The following is a 17,211-nucleotide window of genomic DNA, read 5'->3' as shown; positions in this document are numbered from 1 at the left end:
CACCCAGGGTCGGTACAGTCGGGCGTCGCGATCGACACGAGACGACTTGGGACGGAGACGCGGGTGTCCGAGCACGAGATCGAGGACCTGGTCGCGGACTCCATTCGGGTTCTGGACACACACACCGCGCCCGACGATCCGCGCGTTCGGGACTGGTTCGCGGCGCTGTACGGATTCCAGAACGGATACGACTGCTCGTTCACGCACTTTCGCGTGCTGGACATCCTGCTGCGTCGCGGGCACACGTACCGCTTCCCGCTCGACCGGCACCCGGATCACGCCCCGCGACCGGAACGCCTCGACACGCTCACCGAGTTCACCGCTCTGCGTAGCTTCGACGAGGACGCCCCCGACTTCGACGGCTACGAGTCGTGGCTCGAAGACGGCTACGTCGAACCGCCGTTCCTCTACTGCGACACCGGCACCGCGCTGTGGCGACGCATGGTCGACGCCGGCGAACTGCACGGCCCCGACGCCGTCCCGCCGCAGCGTGTTCGGTTGATCGACGCGGTCCGCGAGGTCGCCGTGGCCGCCGAGCGGGAGCAGGACGCCGAACTCGTCGGCATGTGGTACGCGTTCGGCTGCGCCACCCTCGTCGGCGGTCCCGCGGGTTGCCCGTTCGACGTCGACGAACTTGCCGAGATGCCCGCCGTCCGAGACCTGCGCGCCGTGGTCCGCCGCACCGACGCCCTGCCGATCGCCCGACGATCCCCGTACGCGGCGCCCGTCGAATACGCCGACGACGAGGATCTCGAAGCCTGGTGGTGGCGGCTGTAGTTCGGTGCCCGAGCCCATCGTGGGCGGGCCCGGCCGGGCCCGCCCACGATGGGGCTCAGGGGCCGGTGAGGATGACGAGACGGCGGGTCGCCCTCGTCATGGCGACGTAGCGGTCGACCGCGCCCTCGATGCCGCTGCCGAAGGTTTCCGGGTCGATCAGGACGACCAGGTCGAATTCGAGGCCCTTCGACAACTCCGGGGTCAGCGAGTGCACGCGGGGCGTCGAGCGAAACGTGGGATCGCCGATCACGCAGGCGATTCCCTCGTCGTGCCCGGCGAGCCAGTCGTCGAGGATCGTGGTCAGCTCCGACGTGGAGCCGTACCCGACCGGGATGCCGCTGGTACGGATGGACGTGGGCACGTTGGCGTCCGGGAGCACGGTCCGGATGACCGGCTCCGCCTGCGTCATGATCTCCTGTGGCGTGCGGTAGTTGATGCTCAGCGATGCCATGGTGATCCGGTCCAGACCGACCCGCTCCAGCCGCTCCCGCCACGACTCGGTGAAGCCGTGCCTGGCCTGGGCGCGGTCGCCGACGATGGTGAAGCTGCGGGACGGGCAGCGCAGCAGCAACATCTGCCACTCCGCGTCGGTCAATTCCTGCGCCTCGTCCACGACGATGTGCGCGAACGGACCGGCGAGCAGGTCGGGTTCGATGCGGGGCCCACCGGACTCGTCGACCAGGGAGGTGCGCAGGTCCTCGCCGCGCAACATCGTCACCACCCCCTCGCCGTCGTCGTCGGCCGCCACCAGGGCGTCGACGACCTGGGACATGTTCTCGCGTTGGGCCGCGAGGGCGGCCCGCTGCCGACGCATGCGCCGGGACGCCTCGGGGTCGCCGAGCCGCAGCCGCGCCGCGTCCAGGAGCGGCAGGTCCGACGCCGTCCAGGCGTCGGCCTCCTTGCGCTGCAACCTTCGTACGTCGTCCGCGTCGAGCCACGGGGCGCACATGCGCAGATACGCCGGTACCGTCCACAGGTCGCCGACCACGTCGGTAGCCTCGAGCAGTGGCCAGGCACGGTTGAAGGCGGCGAGCAGTTCCCGGTTGCGTTGCAGGGACCGGCGCAGCAACTCCGGCGAGGCCTCGTCGTCGTCGTGCTTGTCGACCAGGATCGTGAGCAGTTCCTCCCAGATCCGGTCCCGGGCGTCGTTGTGCGAGATCCCGGGTTCGGCGGCCTCGAACGCCTCCGCCCAATCGGCGACGGTCAGCCGGATGTCGGACCAGTGCGTCGTGACCGTCATGCCCTTGGTGGGCGGCTCCTCGTAGAACGCCACGGCCTTCTCGATCGCCTGCACGAGCCGCGCCGACGCCTTGAGCGCGGCCACCTCGGGATCGGCCTCGACGGCCGCGCCGGCCCCCTCGGGGAGCAGGTCGCGCAGGGTGCAGGTCTGTACGCCCTCCTCGCCGAGACTGGGCAGGACGTCGGCGACGTAGTTCAGGTAGGGCTGGTGCGGGCCGACGAACAGCACGTTGCCCCGGCGGTGGCCCAGGCGCGGGTCGGCGTAGAGCAGGTAGGCGGAGCGGTGCAGGGCGACGACGGTCTTGCCGGTCCCCGGGCCGCCGTCGACGACGAGCGCGCCGGCGGAGCCCGCGCGGATGATCGCGTCCTGGTCGGCCTGGATGGTGCCCAGGACGTCGCGCATCCGGGGCGAGCGGTTGCCGCCCAGGCTTGCGATGAAGGCGGACTGGTCGTCGAGCGCGGCGTGGCCGACGATGCCGTCGGTGGTGAACACCTCGTCCCAGTAGTCGCCGATCCGGCCCCGCGTCCAGCGGTAGCGGCGGCGACTGGCCAGTCCCATCGGGTTGGCGTGGGTGGCGCCGAAGAAGGGTTCGGCGGCGGGGGTGCGCCAGTCGATCAGCAGTCGGTGGCCCGCGCTGTCGGTCAGGCCCAGACGTCCGACGTACACGGTCTCGCCGGCCGCGTCGACCATGTGTCCCAGGCACAGGTCCAGGCCGAAGCGGCGCAGGGCGCGCAGGCGCGTGGTCAGTCGGTGGATCTCGATGTCGCGGTCCATCGCGGCCCGCCCCTGGCCGCCCGGCGACCTGCGCTCGGTGTCGAGGCGGTCGGACAACTCGGCGATCTGCTCGTCCAGACAGGTCGCGATGGCCGCGAAGTGCCGCTCGTCGTCGGCGATCAGCGCCGGGTCGGCCTTGGCGGCGAGGCGGTCGGGAAGGTCGAACGCGCTGGTGGTGACGGGGTTCACGGCATCGGCTCCGTTCCGGGGTCGCGGGGCGACCGTGGTGCGTGGCGGGTTGCGGCTCGACGGTTGCGCGAGGTTCACGCGGATACCGACGAGCGATCCCGGCCGGGTGCGTCGAGCAGGAGGTTCGCGGCCACGGTCGTGCCGTCGGCGCGGATCGCGGCGGCCACGGCGCCGGCCCGCCCGCCGGTCTCGGAGGCGAGCGCGGTCGCGAGCGCGGCGGTCAGGGACTCGACGGTCGGGATCGGGCCGTCGTGCGCCGCGCCGATGCCCAGGTCGGCGATCCGGCTCGCCCAATACGGCTGATCCACCCCCTGCGGCACGATCACCTGCGGCGCGCCCGCCCGGGCGGCAGTGGTCGTGGTGCCCGCGCCGCCGTGGTGCACGACCGCGGCCACCCGGCCGAACAGCGCCTGCTGGTTGACCTCGCCGATGCCGAAGCAGTCGTCGCGGTCGTCGATTTGGGCCAGTTCGGCCCAACCGTGTCCCAGCAGCACGCGCCGGCCGTGCGCGCGCACCGACTCGATGGCCACCCGGGCGACATCCCGGGCGGTACGCATCGGCATGCTGCCGAAGCCCACGTAGACCGGCGGCGCGCCGGCGGCCAGGAACGCCTCCAGGTCGGCCGGCAGCGCACGCTCGTCGGGCAGGATCCACGCGCCGGTCTGTACGACGTCGAGGTCGGTCGCGTCCCACGGGCTCAGGATCGGGTCCGCCGCCAGCCAGGGCGTGTCGGTGTAGATGTGGTCCCGGACGTGCTGCACCGGGGGCAGGCCCAACTCTTGCCGGTGGGCGGCGAGCGCCGGGCCGAACAACTCGGCGATCTCCCGGGCGTCGATGTCCCACAGCGCCCGATTGTCCGTCACCTCCGGCGGGAACGGCCGACCCGGCCGGGACAGCGGCGGCCGGTCCGGCGACGGCAGCGTGATCGGCTGGTACGTCGCGTAGACGTAGCGAATGCCCAACTTCTCGGCCACCGACCGCTCGGCGACCGGCATCATGCCGCCGCCCACCACCACGTCGAAGCCCTCGGCCACCTTCGGCAACACCTCGAACTGGGCGTCGACCCACGCCGCCGCGCGTCGGGGCAGATCGTCCGCCGACGGCGGCTCGTCACCCGTGACCATCGCCCGCACCGGCCAACCCAGCGGCACCATCGGCACGCCGACCCGGGTCGGCAGTTCCGCGAAGTCCGGTGGCGCGCACAGCAATACCTCCGCGCCGAGTTCCCGCAACCGCATCGCGAGGCCCAACATCGGCTCGACGTCCCCGCGCGACCCGAACGTCGACAACAACACACGCACTTCTCGACTCACCCATTTCCGCAGATCCCGGCCGGGGCTTCGGCTCAGGTCGATGATTCTGCGGTACGACGGGGGCCTTGCCGCAAGGCCCCCGATGCGCTATATGTTGGTTATGGCGAGGAGAGGGTTTCTCCTCGTCGTTTTCATGTCCGCGGCGATTTCCGTCGCCCTCCCGTGCCGCGTCATTCCTCCGGGCTGGGAGCGGACCGGTTCTGTGTACCGAACCGGTTGGCGGGTGGTTCGGTGGACCGGTTGCGTCGGGCGGGCGACGCGCTTCAGCGGGTGTCCGCGCCCCGCCGGCCGCGCGCCGTCATCGCCCACGCGGCCGGCACCGCTGCGACGAGCAGGACGCCGGCCGCGGTCAGGGCATGTCGGGCGCCGACGGACGCGGACTGTCCGGACGCGTCGCCGGTCAGGTACACGCCGCCGACGATCGCGATGCCGAGGGTGCCGCCGAGTTGTTGCACGGCGTTGAGGAGGCCGGCCGCCGAGCCGGTCTCCTGCGGGGAGAGCCGGCGCAGGGCGGCGGTGAAGAACGGCGGGGTGAACAGGCCCACGCCGAGCCCGGCCACGGCCAGGGCGAACGGCAGCCCGCGCGGATAGTCGCCGGCGGGCGCGGCCCGGTAGGCGAGGACCGCGGCGACCAGGCCGACGGCGAGGGTGGCGATGCCGGCGTGCAGGACGCGGACGCCGTAGCGGGGGACCAGGACGCCGCCGGCCGCCCAGGAGGCGACGGCCAGGCCGGCGGACCACGGCAGGAGGGTGAGGCCGGCGGTGAGCGGACCACGGTCCAGGCCCAGTTCCAGGTGCAGCACCACGGTGATCATCACCCCGTTCATGACCGCGAAGAACAGCGTGGACGTGGCCAGCGCGGCGGGGAACGCCCGACCGCGCAGCAGGGACGGCTCGACGAGCGGGGTACGACCGGCGGCGGCCGTGCGGCGCTGGTGGACGACGAACCCGGCCAGGACGAGTGCGCCGAGCGCGGCGGCGGCCCAGGCGCCGACACTCGGCGCACCGGTGCCGCCGGCGAGCGGGCAGACCAGCAGCGCGGTCCCGACCGTGGCCAACGCGGTGCCGATCGGGTCGAGGCGGGGGCGCACGGGCGCGCGGTCCTCGCGCAGGCGCGGGGCGATCAGCAGTACGGCCGCCGCGAGCGGCAGGTTGACCACGAACACCGCACGCCACGAGGCGCCGAACAGGTCGGCGTGGGTGAGCAGGCCGCCCGCCACCGGGCCGAGCACCGCGGACAGACCCATCACCGGGCCGATCGTGGCCAGCGCCCGGGGGAGTTCGTCGCCCTCGAACATGGCGCGGATCAGCCCGAACGTCTGCGGGACGATCAGCGCGGCGGCCACACCCTGCGCCGCGCGCATGCCGATGAGCACGCCCACGTTCGGGGCGAGCGCGCAGGCCAGGGAGGTGGCGGCGAACGCGGCGACGCCGACGCGGAAGACGCGACGCCGGCCGGCGATGTCGCCGAGGCGGGCGGCGGTGAGCAGACCCAGGGCGAAGGTGAGCGTATAGGCCGCGCTGTACCAGGGGATCGCGGCGGCGGGCCCGCCGAGGTCGGCGTGGATGACGGGGCCGGCGACCTGGACGATCGTGGCATCGAGGAGGTTCATCGCCTCGGCGACGAGCAGCGCGATCAGGGCGGTCCAACGCCACGGATAGGCGCCGTGGGTCGGCCGATCGGACGCGACCGGGGCGGTCGCGATGGAGGGGGCGCCGCCGGGGGCGGTCGGGTGCTCGGACATGGGTTCCCCGTGGGTGATGTGGTGTCGGGACGCGCGGCCCGCCGGGTCGTCGCCGTCCGGTGCTCCGTGCGAACACCACCCTCGCTCGGCTCCGACCTGTGGTTCCATTGCCGAGCACCGGATCGACGATTTCATCCATGTCGATCGGCTATTTTGAGGATTATGCTCGAACCGGACGACCTCGATCGTGGCCTGATCCACGCCCTCCACACGGACGCCCGCGCCCCGTTCACTCTCATCGCCGACGTCCTGGGCACGTCGACGCAGACCGTGGCCCGCCGCTACCGCCGCCTGCACGCCGAGGCCGGCCTGCGCGTGGTCGCCCTGCCGAGCCCGCGCAGCACCCGCGCGCACCAGTGGTTCGTACGGTTGACCGCCGCCACCCGCACCGCCCACGACATCGCGGTCGCACTGGCCCGCCGCGCCGACACCTCGTGGGTGCGGCTGACCTCCGGCGGTACCGAGATCGTCGCGATCATCCACACTCCGGCCGGCGGTCCCGACGCCCATTCCCTCCTGCTGCGCGACATCCCGCGCACCGCGGGCATCACCGCCGTGTCGGCGCACTACCTGCTGCACACCTACCTGGGCGGGCCCACCCCGTGGCGCGGCCGGCTCGGCGCGCTCACCCCCGAGCAGGAGGCCCGGCTGCGCGGCCGCGACACCCCCGCCGACCCCCCACACGGCGAGCCGTACCCGCTCACCGACGCCGACCTGCGCCTGCTGGCCGCATTGCGCGAGGACGGCCGGGCCGGCTACGCGGAACTGGCCGCCGCGACCGGGTCCACACCCGCCACCGTCACCCGTCGGCTGACCGAACTGCGGGCCCGCGGCGCGGTGTTCTTCGACATCGACCTCGAACCGGCCGTACTCGGCGCCACCGTGTCCGCGCTGTTGTGGATGCAGGTCGCCCCCAGCCGCCTCGACGAGGTCGCCCACACGTTGGCGGGCCACCACGAACTCGCCGTCGTGGCCGCCACCACCGGCCCCACCAACCTGGTCGCACACGCCCTGTGCCGCGACGCGGAGGACCTGCACCGATACCTGATCCACCGGCTCGCCCTGGACGCCATCACCCGAATCGAGACCGCACCCGTCCTGCGCACCTACAAGGCCGCCGCCACACTGCGCGCCTGACCCGAAGATCCCCCGTTCATCCCCTCATCCCCTCATCCCCTCTCGCCGATCGGGATCCGGACCGCCCGCGCGTGTCGGTGACCGTCAGTAGGTTCGTATCCGTACCCGCCGATCGTTTCCGACTCGGCGTGGAATCCCCCTCGGTGCAAAGGAGATGGTGTGTTGTCGGCATGGGAGGAGTCGAGCGTGGCGCGGGTGCTGCCACCCGCTCGGCCGCGCAAACTCGCCAAGGTGCCGTTCGTCGAACTGGCCGACGGGCGCCTGCAGGGTGTGGTGTCCAGCGGTTCGGACATCGGGCGGGTCTATGTGTCCTCGGTCGCCGCCGGGGACTTCGCGTTCACGTGCAGTACCAACAACAACCGCCCCTGCGGCGGCGCGCACGGGTCGTTCTGCAAGCACATCGAAGCCCTGATCGGCGAGGCCGTGCTGCAATACGGCGCCGAACGTGTCGCCCGCTACCTGCGGGTCGAACTCGCGAACGGGCAATCCGACGCGTGGCACATCACCCGAACCATGGCCGCGACCCGCCCGCCGCAGGGGGACAAGACGGCCGCCGCGCCCGTGTTCAGCAGGTTCCTGCGCCACCTGGCCTACCTCGAACTCGCCCCCACCACCGCGCCGCTGCCGGAGATGCAGTGGTTCCCGCCGACGAGGGCGGTGGCCTGATGCGCGCCGACCTGCTCGTCGAACCCGTCGCCGGGCTCGACGAAGTCCTCGCCGTGGTGGACGCCTTCGACCGCACCCTCGTCGGCGGCCTGCTGCGCCCCCACCCCACCCAGGCCGGTGCCCTCTCCGAACTGGCCGCCGCCGTCGCCGGTACACCCCTGGCCGGCCGCGTCGCGGAGGCGGCCGAGAAGGCGGCGGCCGGCACCGCGAGCGAGGACCACCTCGTCGCGCTCGCCGCCGCCCGTACCGCACTCCTGGGCGCCGCCCACGACGCGCTCGTGGCCCGCGCCGACGAGGCGACCGGGCGCGTCCTCGGCGAGGAAGCGCAAGCGGTCCCGGTGGGGGAGGGCGAGCCGGTGCCGAACCTGCTGATCGCCGCCCGCACCTGGCTCGCCGACCTGGCCCGAGCCGGCTGGCAGGGCATCGACCACGACCTGATCGCCGACTCCGCGCCGGTCGTCTTCGCGATGTTGCCCGACCCGACGCTGCGCCGCCTGGCCACGCTGCTCGACGGGTTCTCCGCCGAACTGGCCGCGTCCTGCCCGGGTGCGACTCTGGAGCGCATCCCGCTGCGCCGCTGGGCCGACCTGTGGTCGCGCGCCCTGCTGTCGACCCAGGCGCGGGTCGACGCCGGACCGGCGATCGGCACGGCCACCGGGCGCCTGCTGCCGCTGGGCGTCGACGTCCAGGAGCACACGACCGCCGCACAGGCCCAGGTACACGCCGTCTTCGAGCCCGCCGACGGGGGCCCGCCGCGCCTGGTCCGGGCGAGCGTGTCAGTGCCCAAGCCGGACACGATCGTCGGCGTCGGCGTCTGGCAACTCCTGCGCCCCCACCTGTCGTTGCTCACCGCCACCGGCGAGGGCCGGGCGATGGACCTGACCGACATGCCGATCACCACCGAGGGCGACCTGATCTGGGACGACGCACACGCGCGCAGCGGCGAACCGGCCGACGCCTTCGTCACCGCCCGGGTCGCGCTGCCCACCGCCGTCGCGGCACCGACCGCGCCGCTCGACCGGCACCCGACGCGGATCTCGATCCCGGTGTTCCTGGAGGGGTACGCCGTTACGGAGGACGGCGCACCCGCGTTGGTGCTCGCCGGTGGACACCACGTCCCCCTCGACGTCGACCGGATACCGGCCGCCGGCCCGCTCACGCCCGAGGCGGTCGCGACCTGCACCGCGTGCATCGGCCTGCTGCGCTGGGACGCCGGGGCGTTCCGGATCCAGCCGCTCGCCGTCGAGACCACCGTCAAGAAGAAGACCGTCGCGCTGCACGCCGGCGCCTGGGCCGGCGGCACCACCGACAAGCTCGGCGTCAAGGCCGAGAAGGCCGCCACCGAAGCCGTCGCCGCACTGCGCGAGCGGGCCGGAAAGCTGCTGCGGAAATGACCGATTCCACAGCCGACGGCACCGAACCCACCACCGAGGGCACCGAACCGGTCGCCCCCATCGCTGCGTCGGCCGACGACCCGAACGAGAACCGCCGCCAAGTGCTGTATTGGCGACTGCTCGCCCGACTCTTCGACCCCGAGGAGCAGGCCGCGCTGGAATCGGCCTCCGTGGCGGTCGTCGAGGACATCGGCCTGCCGGCCGAACTGCTCGACCCACGCGCCTCGGTCGACTCCATCGTGCAGCGACACCCGGACCTGGCCACCGAGTTCGACGGCCTGATGGTGCCCGAGGCGGACGAGGACGGCCGCGATCGGGCCGCCGAGGTGCGCCGTGCGGCGATGGTGTCCAAGGTGCTGCTCAACGTACTCGCCACCGGCTCCGGCACGGTCAGCGCCGGACAGTTGGCCGGCTGGCAGTCCGACGCCGGCTGGCTGGAGCGGGCCCTGGGCTGCAGGCCGGGCCAGTTGCGGGGCGGACGCGGCGGCGGTGCGGGCACGGGCGTCTCCCCGACCGGCACCGGCGGCGCCGGCACGCCCGACCTCGGCACCCTGATCCCCGAGATCGGCACCGAACTCGCCGCCATCGAGGCGGATCTGGTCAAGCGTATGCAGTTGCGCGAAGTGCTCGCCGACCCGGCGCTCGCCGCCCGGCTGACCCCCAGCATGTCGCTGATCGAGCAACTGCTCCGGGACAAGGACAACCTCTCCGGCGTCGCCCTGGCCAACGCCAAGGCGTTGATCCGCCGTTTCGTCGACGAGGTCGCCGAAGTCCTGCGCACCCAGGTGGCCAAGGCCTCCGTCGGCACCCTGGACCGGTCGATCCCGCCCAAGCGGGTGTACCGCAACCTCGACCTCGACCGCACCATCTGGAAGAACCTCACCAACTGGAGCCCGGAGGAGGAACGGCTCTACGTCGACCGCCTCTTCTACCGCCACACCGTCCGCAAGACCACACCCTCGCGGCTGATCGTGGTCGTCGACCAGTCCGGCTCGATGGTCGACTCGATGGTGAACTGCACCATCCTGGCCTCCATCTTCGCCGGGCTGCCGAAGGTGGACGTGCACCTGATCGCCTACGACACCCAGGCGCTCGACCTCACCCCGTGGGTACACGACCCCTTCGAGACGCTGCTGCGCACCAACCTCGGCGGCGGCACCGACGGCACGGTCGCGATGGCGCTGGCCCAACCCAAGATCGCCGAACCGCGCAACACCGTCGTGGTGTGGATCTCCGACTTCTACGAATGGCACACCGATCCCCTCTTCGAGAGCATGGCCGCCATTCATCGCTCGGGGGCCAAGTTCATTCCCGTGGGCTCGGTGACCAGCTCCGGCCGGGCCAGTGTCAATCCCTGGTTCCGGGAGCGGTTCAAGGACCTCGGCACGCCGGTGCTCTCCGGCCACATCCGCAAGCTCGTGCACGAACTCAAGACGTTCCTCGGTTAGAAAGGCCTCTCATGTCCGACCTGTTGCGCGCCCCCGCCGAACTCAAGTACGCCGAGGAACTGGACTGGCTGGAGTCGATCGACACCGGCCCCAAGCCCTTCACCTGGCGGCTGTCCCCGAAGATGATCCGCCTGTTCGTGCTCGGCTCCGAGCGCTCCGACGGCCTCGACCGCGAGATCGCGCAGAAGTGGTTCGGCGACCGCAGCATCGTCGAGCGCGCCATCGTCACCCTCGCCTCGGACCGCGGCCTGCTACTGATCGGCGACCCCGGCACCGGCAAGAGCTGGCTGGCCGAACTCCTCGCCGCCGCGATCTGCCGCGATTCCACCCTGGTCGTCCAGGGCACCGCCGGCACCACCGAGGACCACATCAAGTATTCGTGGAACGTGTCCATGGTGATCGCCAAGGGCCAGTCCCGCGAATCGATGATCCCCTCGCCGATCATGACCGCCATGGAGGCCGGCGCCATCGGCCGCTTCGAGGAACTGACCCGCTCCACCAGCGACGTCCAGGACGCGCTCATTTCCATCCTGTCCGAGAAGTACGTATCGGTGCCCGAACTCGACGACGACGCCATCGTCTTCGCCAAGCCGGGCTTCTCGATCATCGCCACCGCCAACAGCCGCGACCGGGGCGTCAACGACCTGTCCTCCGCGCTCAAGCGCCGCTTCAACTTCGTCCGCATACCGGTGGTGACGAACAAGAAGAGCGAAGCGGAGATCGTGCGCTTCCGCACCGAGGAACTGCTGCGCCGGCACGAGATCGAACTGGAGGTGCCGCCGAACCTGCTGGACGTGCTTCTGCAGAGCTTTGCCGACCTGCGCGCCGCCGCTGCCGCAGCCCGCAGCGACGACGAGAAACTGGAGTCGTCGCTGTCCACCGCCGAGCAGATCGGCGTGCTCGAAGACGCGATCCTGCACAGCAACTTCTTCGGCGAGCGGGCCTTGACCGCGCACACCCTCGCCGCCTCGCTGGTCGGCTCGCTGGCCCGCCGCGAGCCGGAGGACCTGGCCATCATCAACAAGTACCTGCACGGTGTGGTCGAGCCGCGCGGCAAGGAGGAGGGCGGCGCGTGGCCGGAGTTCCTGGAGGGCGGTCGCTCGGCGATCGCGGGCCTGTCGTGAGTGGCCCGCCCGAGGGCGCCTTCGACGCTCTGCGCAGCCAACTCCGGGAAGCCGCCGCCACGTTCGCGGACGGCCCCGACGCCCTCGGCGAGATCCTGCTCGGCATCGTCGACGACGTCGACCGGGCTGTGCGCGAACCCCTGGAGATCTTCCCCGTCTGCCACCACTCGCCCGCCTCCGCCACCGCCATGGCCCGCCGGCTGCGGGAGAAGCAGCCGAAGGTGGTCTACCTGGAGCTGTGCGAGGACATGGCGCCGTTGCTCACCGAACTGCGCAACTGCACGCTGCCGGTGGCCGTCCAGTCCTTCGCCAGCGAGATCGACGGGTTCCCGCTCGACTGGGCGCCGCTGTCGGTGGTCGCGCCGATCACCGAGGCGTCGGCCGAATACCAGGCGATCGCCTACACATTGGACACCCCCGGTACCGAACTGGTCCTGGTCGACCGCTCCTCGGACCACGTGTTCCAGTGGGAGCCGCGCGGCGGCGAAGGGACCGCGCCCGCCGTGCCCGCCGACCCGGACGCGCCGCCGGCCGAGGAGGAGAGCGCGCTGCACGGCGACTCCGTCGGCCTGGAGATCGGCGACCTGCGCCCGCGGTTTGCCGAACTGGAGGAACATCTGCTGCGCCAGGGCCGGGTCCGGCACTGGTCGGAGTGGTGGCACCAGTACGTCGAACTGCCGCTCGGCGACTGCGACCACGACACCTACCGGCAGGTCATGCTGTTGATCGGCAGCCTGTTCCGCCGGCTGGCCCCGGGCGACGAGCGCCGGGTGCGGGTGGACGAGGACCGCGAGCGCTACATGTGGACCCGGATGCGCGAGCACCTGGCCGCGAGCGGCACCGACCCCGCCGACTGCCTCTACGTCTGCGGCGCGTTCCACGCGGCCTCCCGGGTCGAGGAGTTCGGCGTGCACGGCGCCGACACCTTCGAGATCACCCCGCGTACCGCCACCACCTGGCAGCACGGGCTGATCCCCTCCAGCCATGCCGCGATCGAGGCGCAGTTCGGCCTCGCGGCCGGCTCGGTGACGATCGCCGCCTCGGTGTGGGCGAAGAACCTCACCCGCAGCGGAGTGAAACCCTTTCGGCTCACCGGGCAGGCGGGGGCGAGGAAGAAGAGCACGAAGCCCGCGAAACGCGCCGCGGCGGTCGCCTCGCAGGGCTCGTCCGCGTCGCCCGACCCGTCCGCCCTGTCGGCCGACAAGCTGTCCGGGTTCCTGCGTCGTGCGCCGGTCCTGGACCGGCTGGACGAGGAGGAACTGCTCGGCTGGTCCGTGGACATCGTGCGCGCCGCGCGCCGCAACGGCTACCTGGCCTCGACCGCCGACGCGATCGCCGTGTTCGAGACGTCGATCCTGCTGGCCGGGCTGCGCGACCGGGCCAAGCCCACGCCGTACGACTTCCAGGACGCGGCGGTCACCTGCATCGAGAAGGACCGGGTGCCCGGCCGGCGCGACGTGCGCCGGCTCGTCGAGATCATGATGGGCGGCGACCGGATCGGCCGGGTCGGCTACGACGCGCTGCCGCCGCTGGCCCGCGACGTGCACGACCGGCTCGCGCCCCTGGGCCTGAGACTGGAACAGCGCGGTGTGCGACGGGCGTTGCTCGACATTGCCGGGCAACCCGAACTGGAGCGCTGCTCCGATGTGTTGTGGATGTTGCGCTACCTGATGCCGCCGGGCGCGGCCCGGCCGATCATGGGCGAGCGGCGGCTCGGCGAACGCTCCATCCAGGAGTCGTGGGACCTGGCCCTGGGCACCCACCAGCGGGCGCTGATCGAGCTCGGCTACGAGGGCGTCAGCATCGAACAGGTCCTGGAGCAGCGGCTGCGGCGCGCGGCGTACGGGCCGAACGCGACGACCGCGAGCGTGTTGGCGGCGGTCGAGGACGCCACGCTGTACCTGCACAGCCGCCGACTCGCCGACGAACTGGGCACGCGGGCGCTGGAGGTGCTGGCCACCGAGCGCAGCGTCGACGGCGCGCCGGAGGTACTGCGCCGGGTGCGGCGGTTGCTGGCGTACTACCGGACCAGCGAATCGGTGCTGCCGGCGTGGATCGAGTCGTTCGTCAAGTCCGGATACGCGCACTACTGCACGCTGTTGCCGACGGCGTTCGCCGACGACGACGCGACGGTGCGGCAGGTCGCCGCGACGCTGGGCTTCCTGTTCGGCATGGAGAGCCTGGCGCTGTCCCTGGGCTGCGACCGCACGCAACTGGAGCTGGCGGTCGCCCAGTCCCACCCGGAGGAGCCGTCGAAGGTGGCGCTGCTGTGGGCGGGGCAGGTCCACCTCGGTGGGTTGTCCCGAGCGGAATTGCGCTCGCGCTGCGACGAGTTGCTCGGCAATCCGCTGGTGCTGCCGGCCTACCCGCGCTACCTGAGCGGGTTGGTGTACGCGTTGGAGCCGGTGCCGGCGCTGACCGACTTCGTCGTGGAGGCGATGTCCAACGCCTTCGCCCGCCTGCCGGATTCGGTGTTGTTGCCGTGGTTGCCGACCCTGATCGGCACGCTGCGCGCCGGCGGCGCCGAGTTCGCGCCGCTGCTGATTCGCGAGGCCGGGCGGATCTTCCCGGGTCGACTGGCTGCGCTGGACGAGTGGGTGCCGCCGTGGCGGGCGCAACCGGCCCCGCCGGCGTCGGCGGTGTCCCGGGCCTCGGGCGGGGCACGTGGCCTGGCCCTCCTCGTCGCGCATCCGCACACGTGTGACGCGGTGGCGCGGTTGCTGGGGTGCGAGGGCACGTGGGAACCGGGCGCGGGCGACGGGCCGGCGGGCGCGGCCCTGCTCGGCCGGTATCCGGCGACGGCGGAGGCTGTCGAGGCGCTGTTGGCCGGCTGAGCGTACGGCCGGACAGGGCCCGGGGCACGGCACGCCCCGACCACGGCCGGGTGGGGACGGTTCGACGCCGTCCGCACCCGGCCGTGCGCGGTTTCAGGAACCGCTGCCGGGCCGGTCCTTGGTACGGGCGGCGTAGCCGGCCAGGCCGTCGGCCATCCGTTGCATGAAGCGGGTCAGATACCACCGCCAGAACGGGCCCGAGAGCGGCAACTTCGGCTCGAAGGTCGCCGACCAGGTGATGTCGGTGCCGCCCGCGGACGCCGGGGTGAGGTCGACGGTGCCGCGAAAGGACCGGAACGGGCCGCCCTCGTTCGTGTAGCGGAAGTGCCGGTCGGCGACCAGCTCGACGATGCGTTCCCGGGCGGCCCCCCGGCCGGTCCGGAAGACCCGGACGTCGCCGACCTGCTGCGGGGCCTCGGGATCGCCGTCGCCCTCGACGGCGGCGGAATCGATCGGCGACCACTTTGGCCAGGTGGCGGCCCGGAGGAGGACCGCGAAGACCGCGTCGGGGCTCGCGGGGGAATGGGAGGTCACGATGTAGGTGTAAGGCACGTCGTCACGCTAGGACGGCGCCGGCGGCTCGGGACATGCGCCGGATTGCCCACCCGTCGCGGAAATCTTGCGGTACTCCGACGGGCGCACCCCGACATGCGCGAGGAAGGCCGAGGACAGGCTGCCGGGCCCGGCGAAGCCGCAGCGCTCGGCGATCCGCGTGATGGTGAGGTCGGTGTCGTCGAGCAGTCGCCGGGCGTGTTCGATCCGCAGCCGGGTGAGGAACGCGTGCGGGGTCTCGCCGGTGGTTCGGCGAAAGACCCGGATGAAGTGGTAGACGCTCAGGTGTACTTCGGCGGCGAGATCGGCCAGCGTGAGGGGATGGGCCAGGCGTTCGCGCATGATCGCGACGGCCCGCCGGACGGCCGAGGGTTCGGGGCCGGGGACCCGCTGATCCCGGCCTCGGGCCAGCAGGTGGGTCACCAGGACCGTCGCGGCCGATTCCGCGTAGACGTCGGTCGCGCCCGCGACGGTCGGCAGGGCACGTACGACCTGTTCGACGAGGGTGTCACCCGCGGCCAGGCCGCCGGCCATGGCCTCGAAGTCCGGCTCGGGTCCGCCCAGTTCGGCGGCCACCCGGACCACGGTCGCACGCGGGACGTGTATCTGGACGGTCCGCATCGGCGACGTCGCGCGGTAGCTGCGCACGGTCGTTTGACCCGGGAGCATCAACTCCAGCCGGCCCGGCACCCAGCGACGGCGGGTGGGTTTTCCGCCGGCCCGGATCCGCATGTCCGCTTCACCGCTCGTGTAGAGCACGAGATGCAGGTCGGCGACTCCCGGCAGCGGAAAATCCTCGGCCTCCCGCGCGTGCGTGAAGCTCTGGACCAGCAGGGAGCGCCAGCCGGCGTCCTGCCAACTACAGAAGGTGCGCCGCACGACGCCGTCCATGTCGACGTCGGTATACGGCGCAAGGTCGAAGTCGGACGAGTCGAACACTCCACGATTCTCGCACCCCCCGCCGCGTCGCCGGAGGTGTCCGACCCGTCGGGTCGGGCAGAGGAGAGGTTCGGGCCGTCTCGGGGCCCGCCGGATTCATGTCGCATCACCGGCTGAGAGGGCATCATGCAGATCGCTGTCACCACCCCGACCGGGAACGTCGGCCGGCACGTCGTCGCCATGCTGGTCCGGGCCGGACTTCGGCCGCGCGTCCTGCTGCGCGATCCGGGCCGACTGGCGCCCGAACTGCGCGACTACGTGGACGCCGTACGGGTCGACCAATTCGAGGCCGACACGGTGGTGGCCGCCACCGAGGGCGTCGACGCGCTGTTCTGGGTGGATCCGACCACCGGCGGCGAGGACCCCCTGGCCGACTACGCGCGCGCCACGGACAGTGTGGTCCACGCCGTCACCGACAACCGGATCGGCAGGGTCGTCTTCCAGAGCAGCGTGGGCGCCGAGAAACGGCACGGCGCCGGTGAGATCGACGGCCTCGCGCACACCGAAACCGCCCTGGACAAGATCGACGTCGACGTCACCCATCTGCGCTGCGGCTACTTCTTCACCAACCTCGAACTGCAACTGGACGCCCTGCGTGCGGGCACCCTCGAGGTGATCCTGCCGCTCGACCAACCGATGGCCTGGGTGGCGCCCCGCGACATCGCCGAGGTTGCGGTCACCCGGCTGCTGTCTCCCGACTGGTCCGGGCACCGCGTACGCGCCGTACACGGGCCGGCCGACCTCACCTGGCGGCAGGTCGGCGACATCCTCACCGCCGCCACGGGTCGGCGGATCGGCGTCGAGCGCATCACCGACGACGCCATGCGCGAGCGGCTCCTCGGGGCCGGCATGACGGATGGACTGGTCGAGGCGGTGCTCGGGATGTCCACCGGGCTTCGGGAGGATTTCGTGCCGGAACAGCCCCGCACCGTCGAGACCACCACCACGACCACTCTCGCCGCCTGGGCCTACGACCACCTCCGCCACCGGATCGCCGACGCGGCATAGGAGACAGGGTCGCTCGACACCCCGGCCGGACCGGGCGCAGCGCGTGTCCACATGCCCGACGGGATGATCTA

The 17,211-nt window shown here is 72.1% G+C and carries 13 protein-coding genes; 8 read left to right on the top strand and 5 right to left on the bottom strand.

Going from position 1 to position 17,211, the window contains the following annotated elements; genetic code table 11:
- Positions 1–63 precede the first annotated feature (63 nt).
- Positions 64–777 (top strand): hypothetical protein, encoded by a 714-nt coding sequence (locus ACWGR4_RS38565; RefSeq protein WP_452131511.1) that lies wholly within the window; start codon positions 64–66, stop codon positions 775–777.
- Between the two features lie 55 nt (positions 778–832).
- On the opposite strand, the gene helR is transcribed toward ACWGR4_RS38565, so the two are convergent.
- The 3 genes from helR to ACWGR4_RS38550 all read right to left on the bottom strand — a co-directional run bounded on the left by helR (position 833) and on the right by ACWGR4_RS38550 (position 6,038).
- A complete protein-coding gene (helR, locus tag ACWGR4_RS38560; protein WP_452130486.1) occupies positions 833–2,980 on the bottom strand; it encodes an RNA polymerase recycling motor ATPase HelR in 2,148 nt (715 codons plus the stop codon).
- Between the two features lie 74 nt (positions 2,981–3,054).
- A complete protein-coding gene (locus tag ACWGR4_RS38555) occupies positions 3,055–4,281 on the bottom strand; it encodes a glycosyltransferase (RefSeq protein WP_452130488.1) in 1,227 nt (408 codons plus the stop codon).
- Between the two features lie 275 nt (positions 4,282–4,556).
- Positions 4,557–6,038: an MFS transporter gene (locus ACWGR4_RS38550; protein ID WP_452130485.1), complete on the bottom strand. Its 1,482-nt coding sequence runs from the start codon at positions 6,036–6,038 to the stop codon at positions 4,557–4,559.
- A 162-nt stretch (positions 6,039–6,200) separates the two neighbouring features.
- Here ACWGR4_RS38550 and ACWGR4_RS38545 point away from each other — a divergent pair, with 162 nt between their 5' ends.
- From ACWGR4_RS38545 to ACWGR4_RS38520, 6 genes are all read left to right on the top strand, one after another.
- Positions 6,201–7,175 carry an Lrp/AsnC family transcriptional regulator gene (locus ACWGR4_RS38545; protein WP_380002431.1) on the top strand — a complete coding sequence of 325 codons (975 nt, stop codon included), beginning with the start codon at positions 6,201–6,203 and terminating at the stop codon, positions 7,173–7,175.
- A gap of 162 nt (positions 7,176–7,337) precedes the next feature.
- Entirely contained in the window at positions 7,338–7,841 is a 504-nt protein-coding gene (locus ACWGR4_RS38540; protein ID WP_452130487.1) for a hypothetical protein, read from the top strand.
- On the top strand, positions 7,811–9,235 hold the full coding sequence (locus tag ACWGR4_RS38535; protein ID WP_452130484.1) for a hypothetical protein: 1,425 nt from the start codon (positions 7,811–7,813) through the stop codon (positions 9,233–9,235). Before ACWGR4_RS38540 ends, ACWGR4_RS38535 begins: the two co-directional genes overlap by 31 nt.
- Positions 9,232–10,683 carry a vWA domain-containing protein gene (locus tag ACWGR4_RS38530; RefSeq protein WP_452130483.1) on the top strand — a complete coding sequence of 484 codons (1,452 nt, stop codon included), beginning with the start codon at positions 9,232–9,234 and terminating at the stop codon, positions 10,681–10,683. The genes ACWGR4_RS38535 and ACWGR4_RS38530 overlap by 4 nt, the downstream gene beginning before the upstream one ends.
- A gap of 11 nt (positions 10,684–10,694) precedes the next feature.
- On the top strand, positions 10,695–11,807 hold the full coding sequence (locus ACWGR4_RS38525; RefSeq protein WP_126637679.1) for an ATP-binding protein: 1,113 nt from the start codon (positions 10,695–10,697) through the stop codon (positions 11,805–11,807).
- Positions 11,804–14,641, top strand: coding sequence for a DUF5682 family protein (locus ACWGR4_RS38520; protein ID WP_452130482.1), 2,838 nt, complete (start codon positions 11,804–11,806; stop codon positions 14,639–14,641). Before ACWGR4_RS38525 ends, ACWGR4_RS38520 begins: the two co-directional genes overlap by 4 nt.
- A 93-nt stretch (positions 14,642–14,734) precedes the next feature.
- Here the strand turns inward: ACWGR4_RS38520 and ACWGR4_RS38515 are convergent, their stop codons facing one another.
- Positions 14,735–15,193, bottom strand: a complete 459-nt coding sequence (locus ACWGR4_RS38515) for an SRPBCC family protein (protein WP_452130481.1) — start codon at positions 15,191–15,193, stop codon at positions 14,735–14,737.
- A 9-nt stretch (positions 15,194–15,202) separates the two neighbouring features.
- A complete protein-coding gene (locus ACWGR4_RS38510; RefSeq protein WP_452130480.1) occupies positions 15,203–16,132 on the bottom strand; it encodes a helix-turn-helix domain-containing protein in 930 nt (309 codons plus the stop codon).
- Positions 16,133–16,258: 126 nt separating this feature from the next.
- On the opposite strand from ACWGR4_RS38510, the gene ACWGR4_RS38505 reads away from it, so the two are divergent.
- On the top strand, positions 16,259–17,140 hold the full coding sequence (locus tag ACWGR4_RS38505) for an NAD(P)H-binding protein (protein ID WP_452130479.1): 882 nt from the start codon (positions 16,259–16,261) through the stop codon (positions 17,138–17,140).
- The last annotated feature ends 71 nt before the right edge of the window (positions 17,141–17,211 follow it).

This window comes from Embleya sp. NPDC055664 (genome assembly GCF_053618075.1).
Note: the sequence above shows the minus strand (reverse complement) of the source record. Positions and strands in the feature narration are given on the sequence as shown.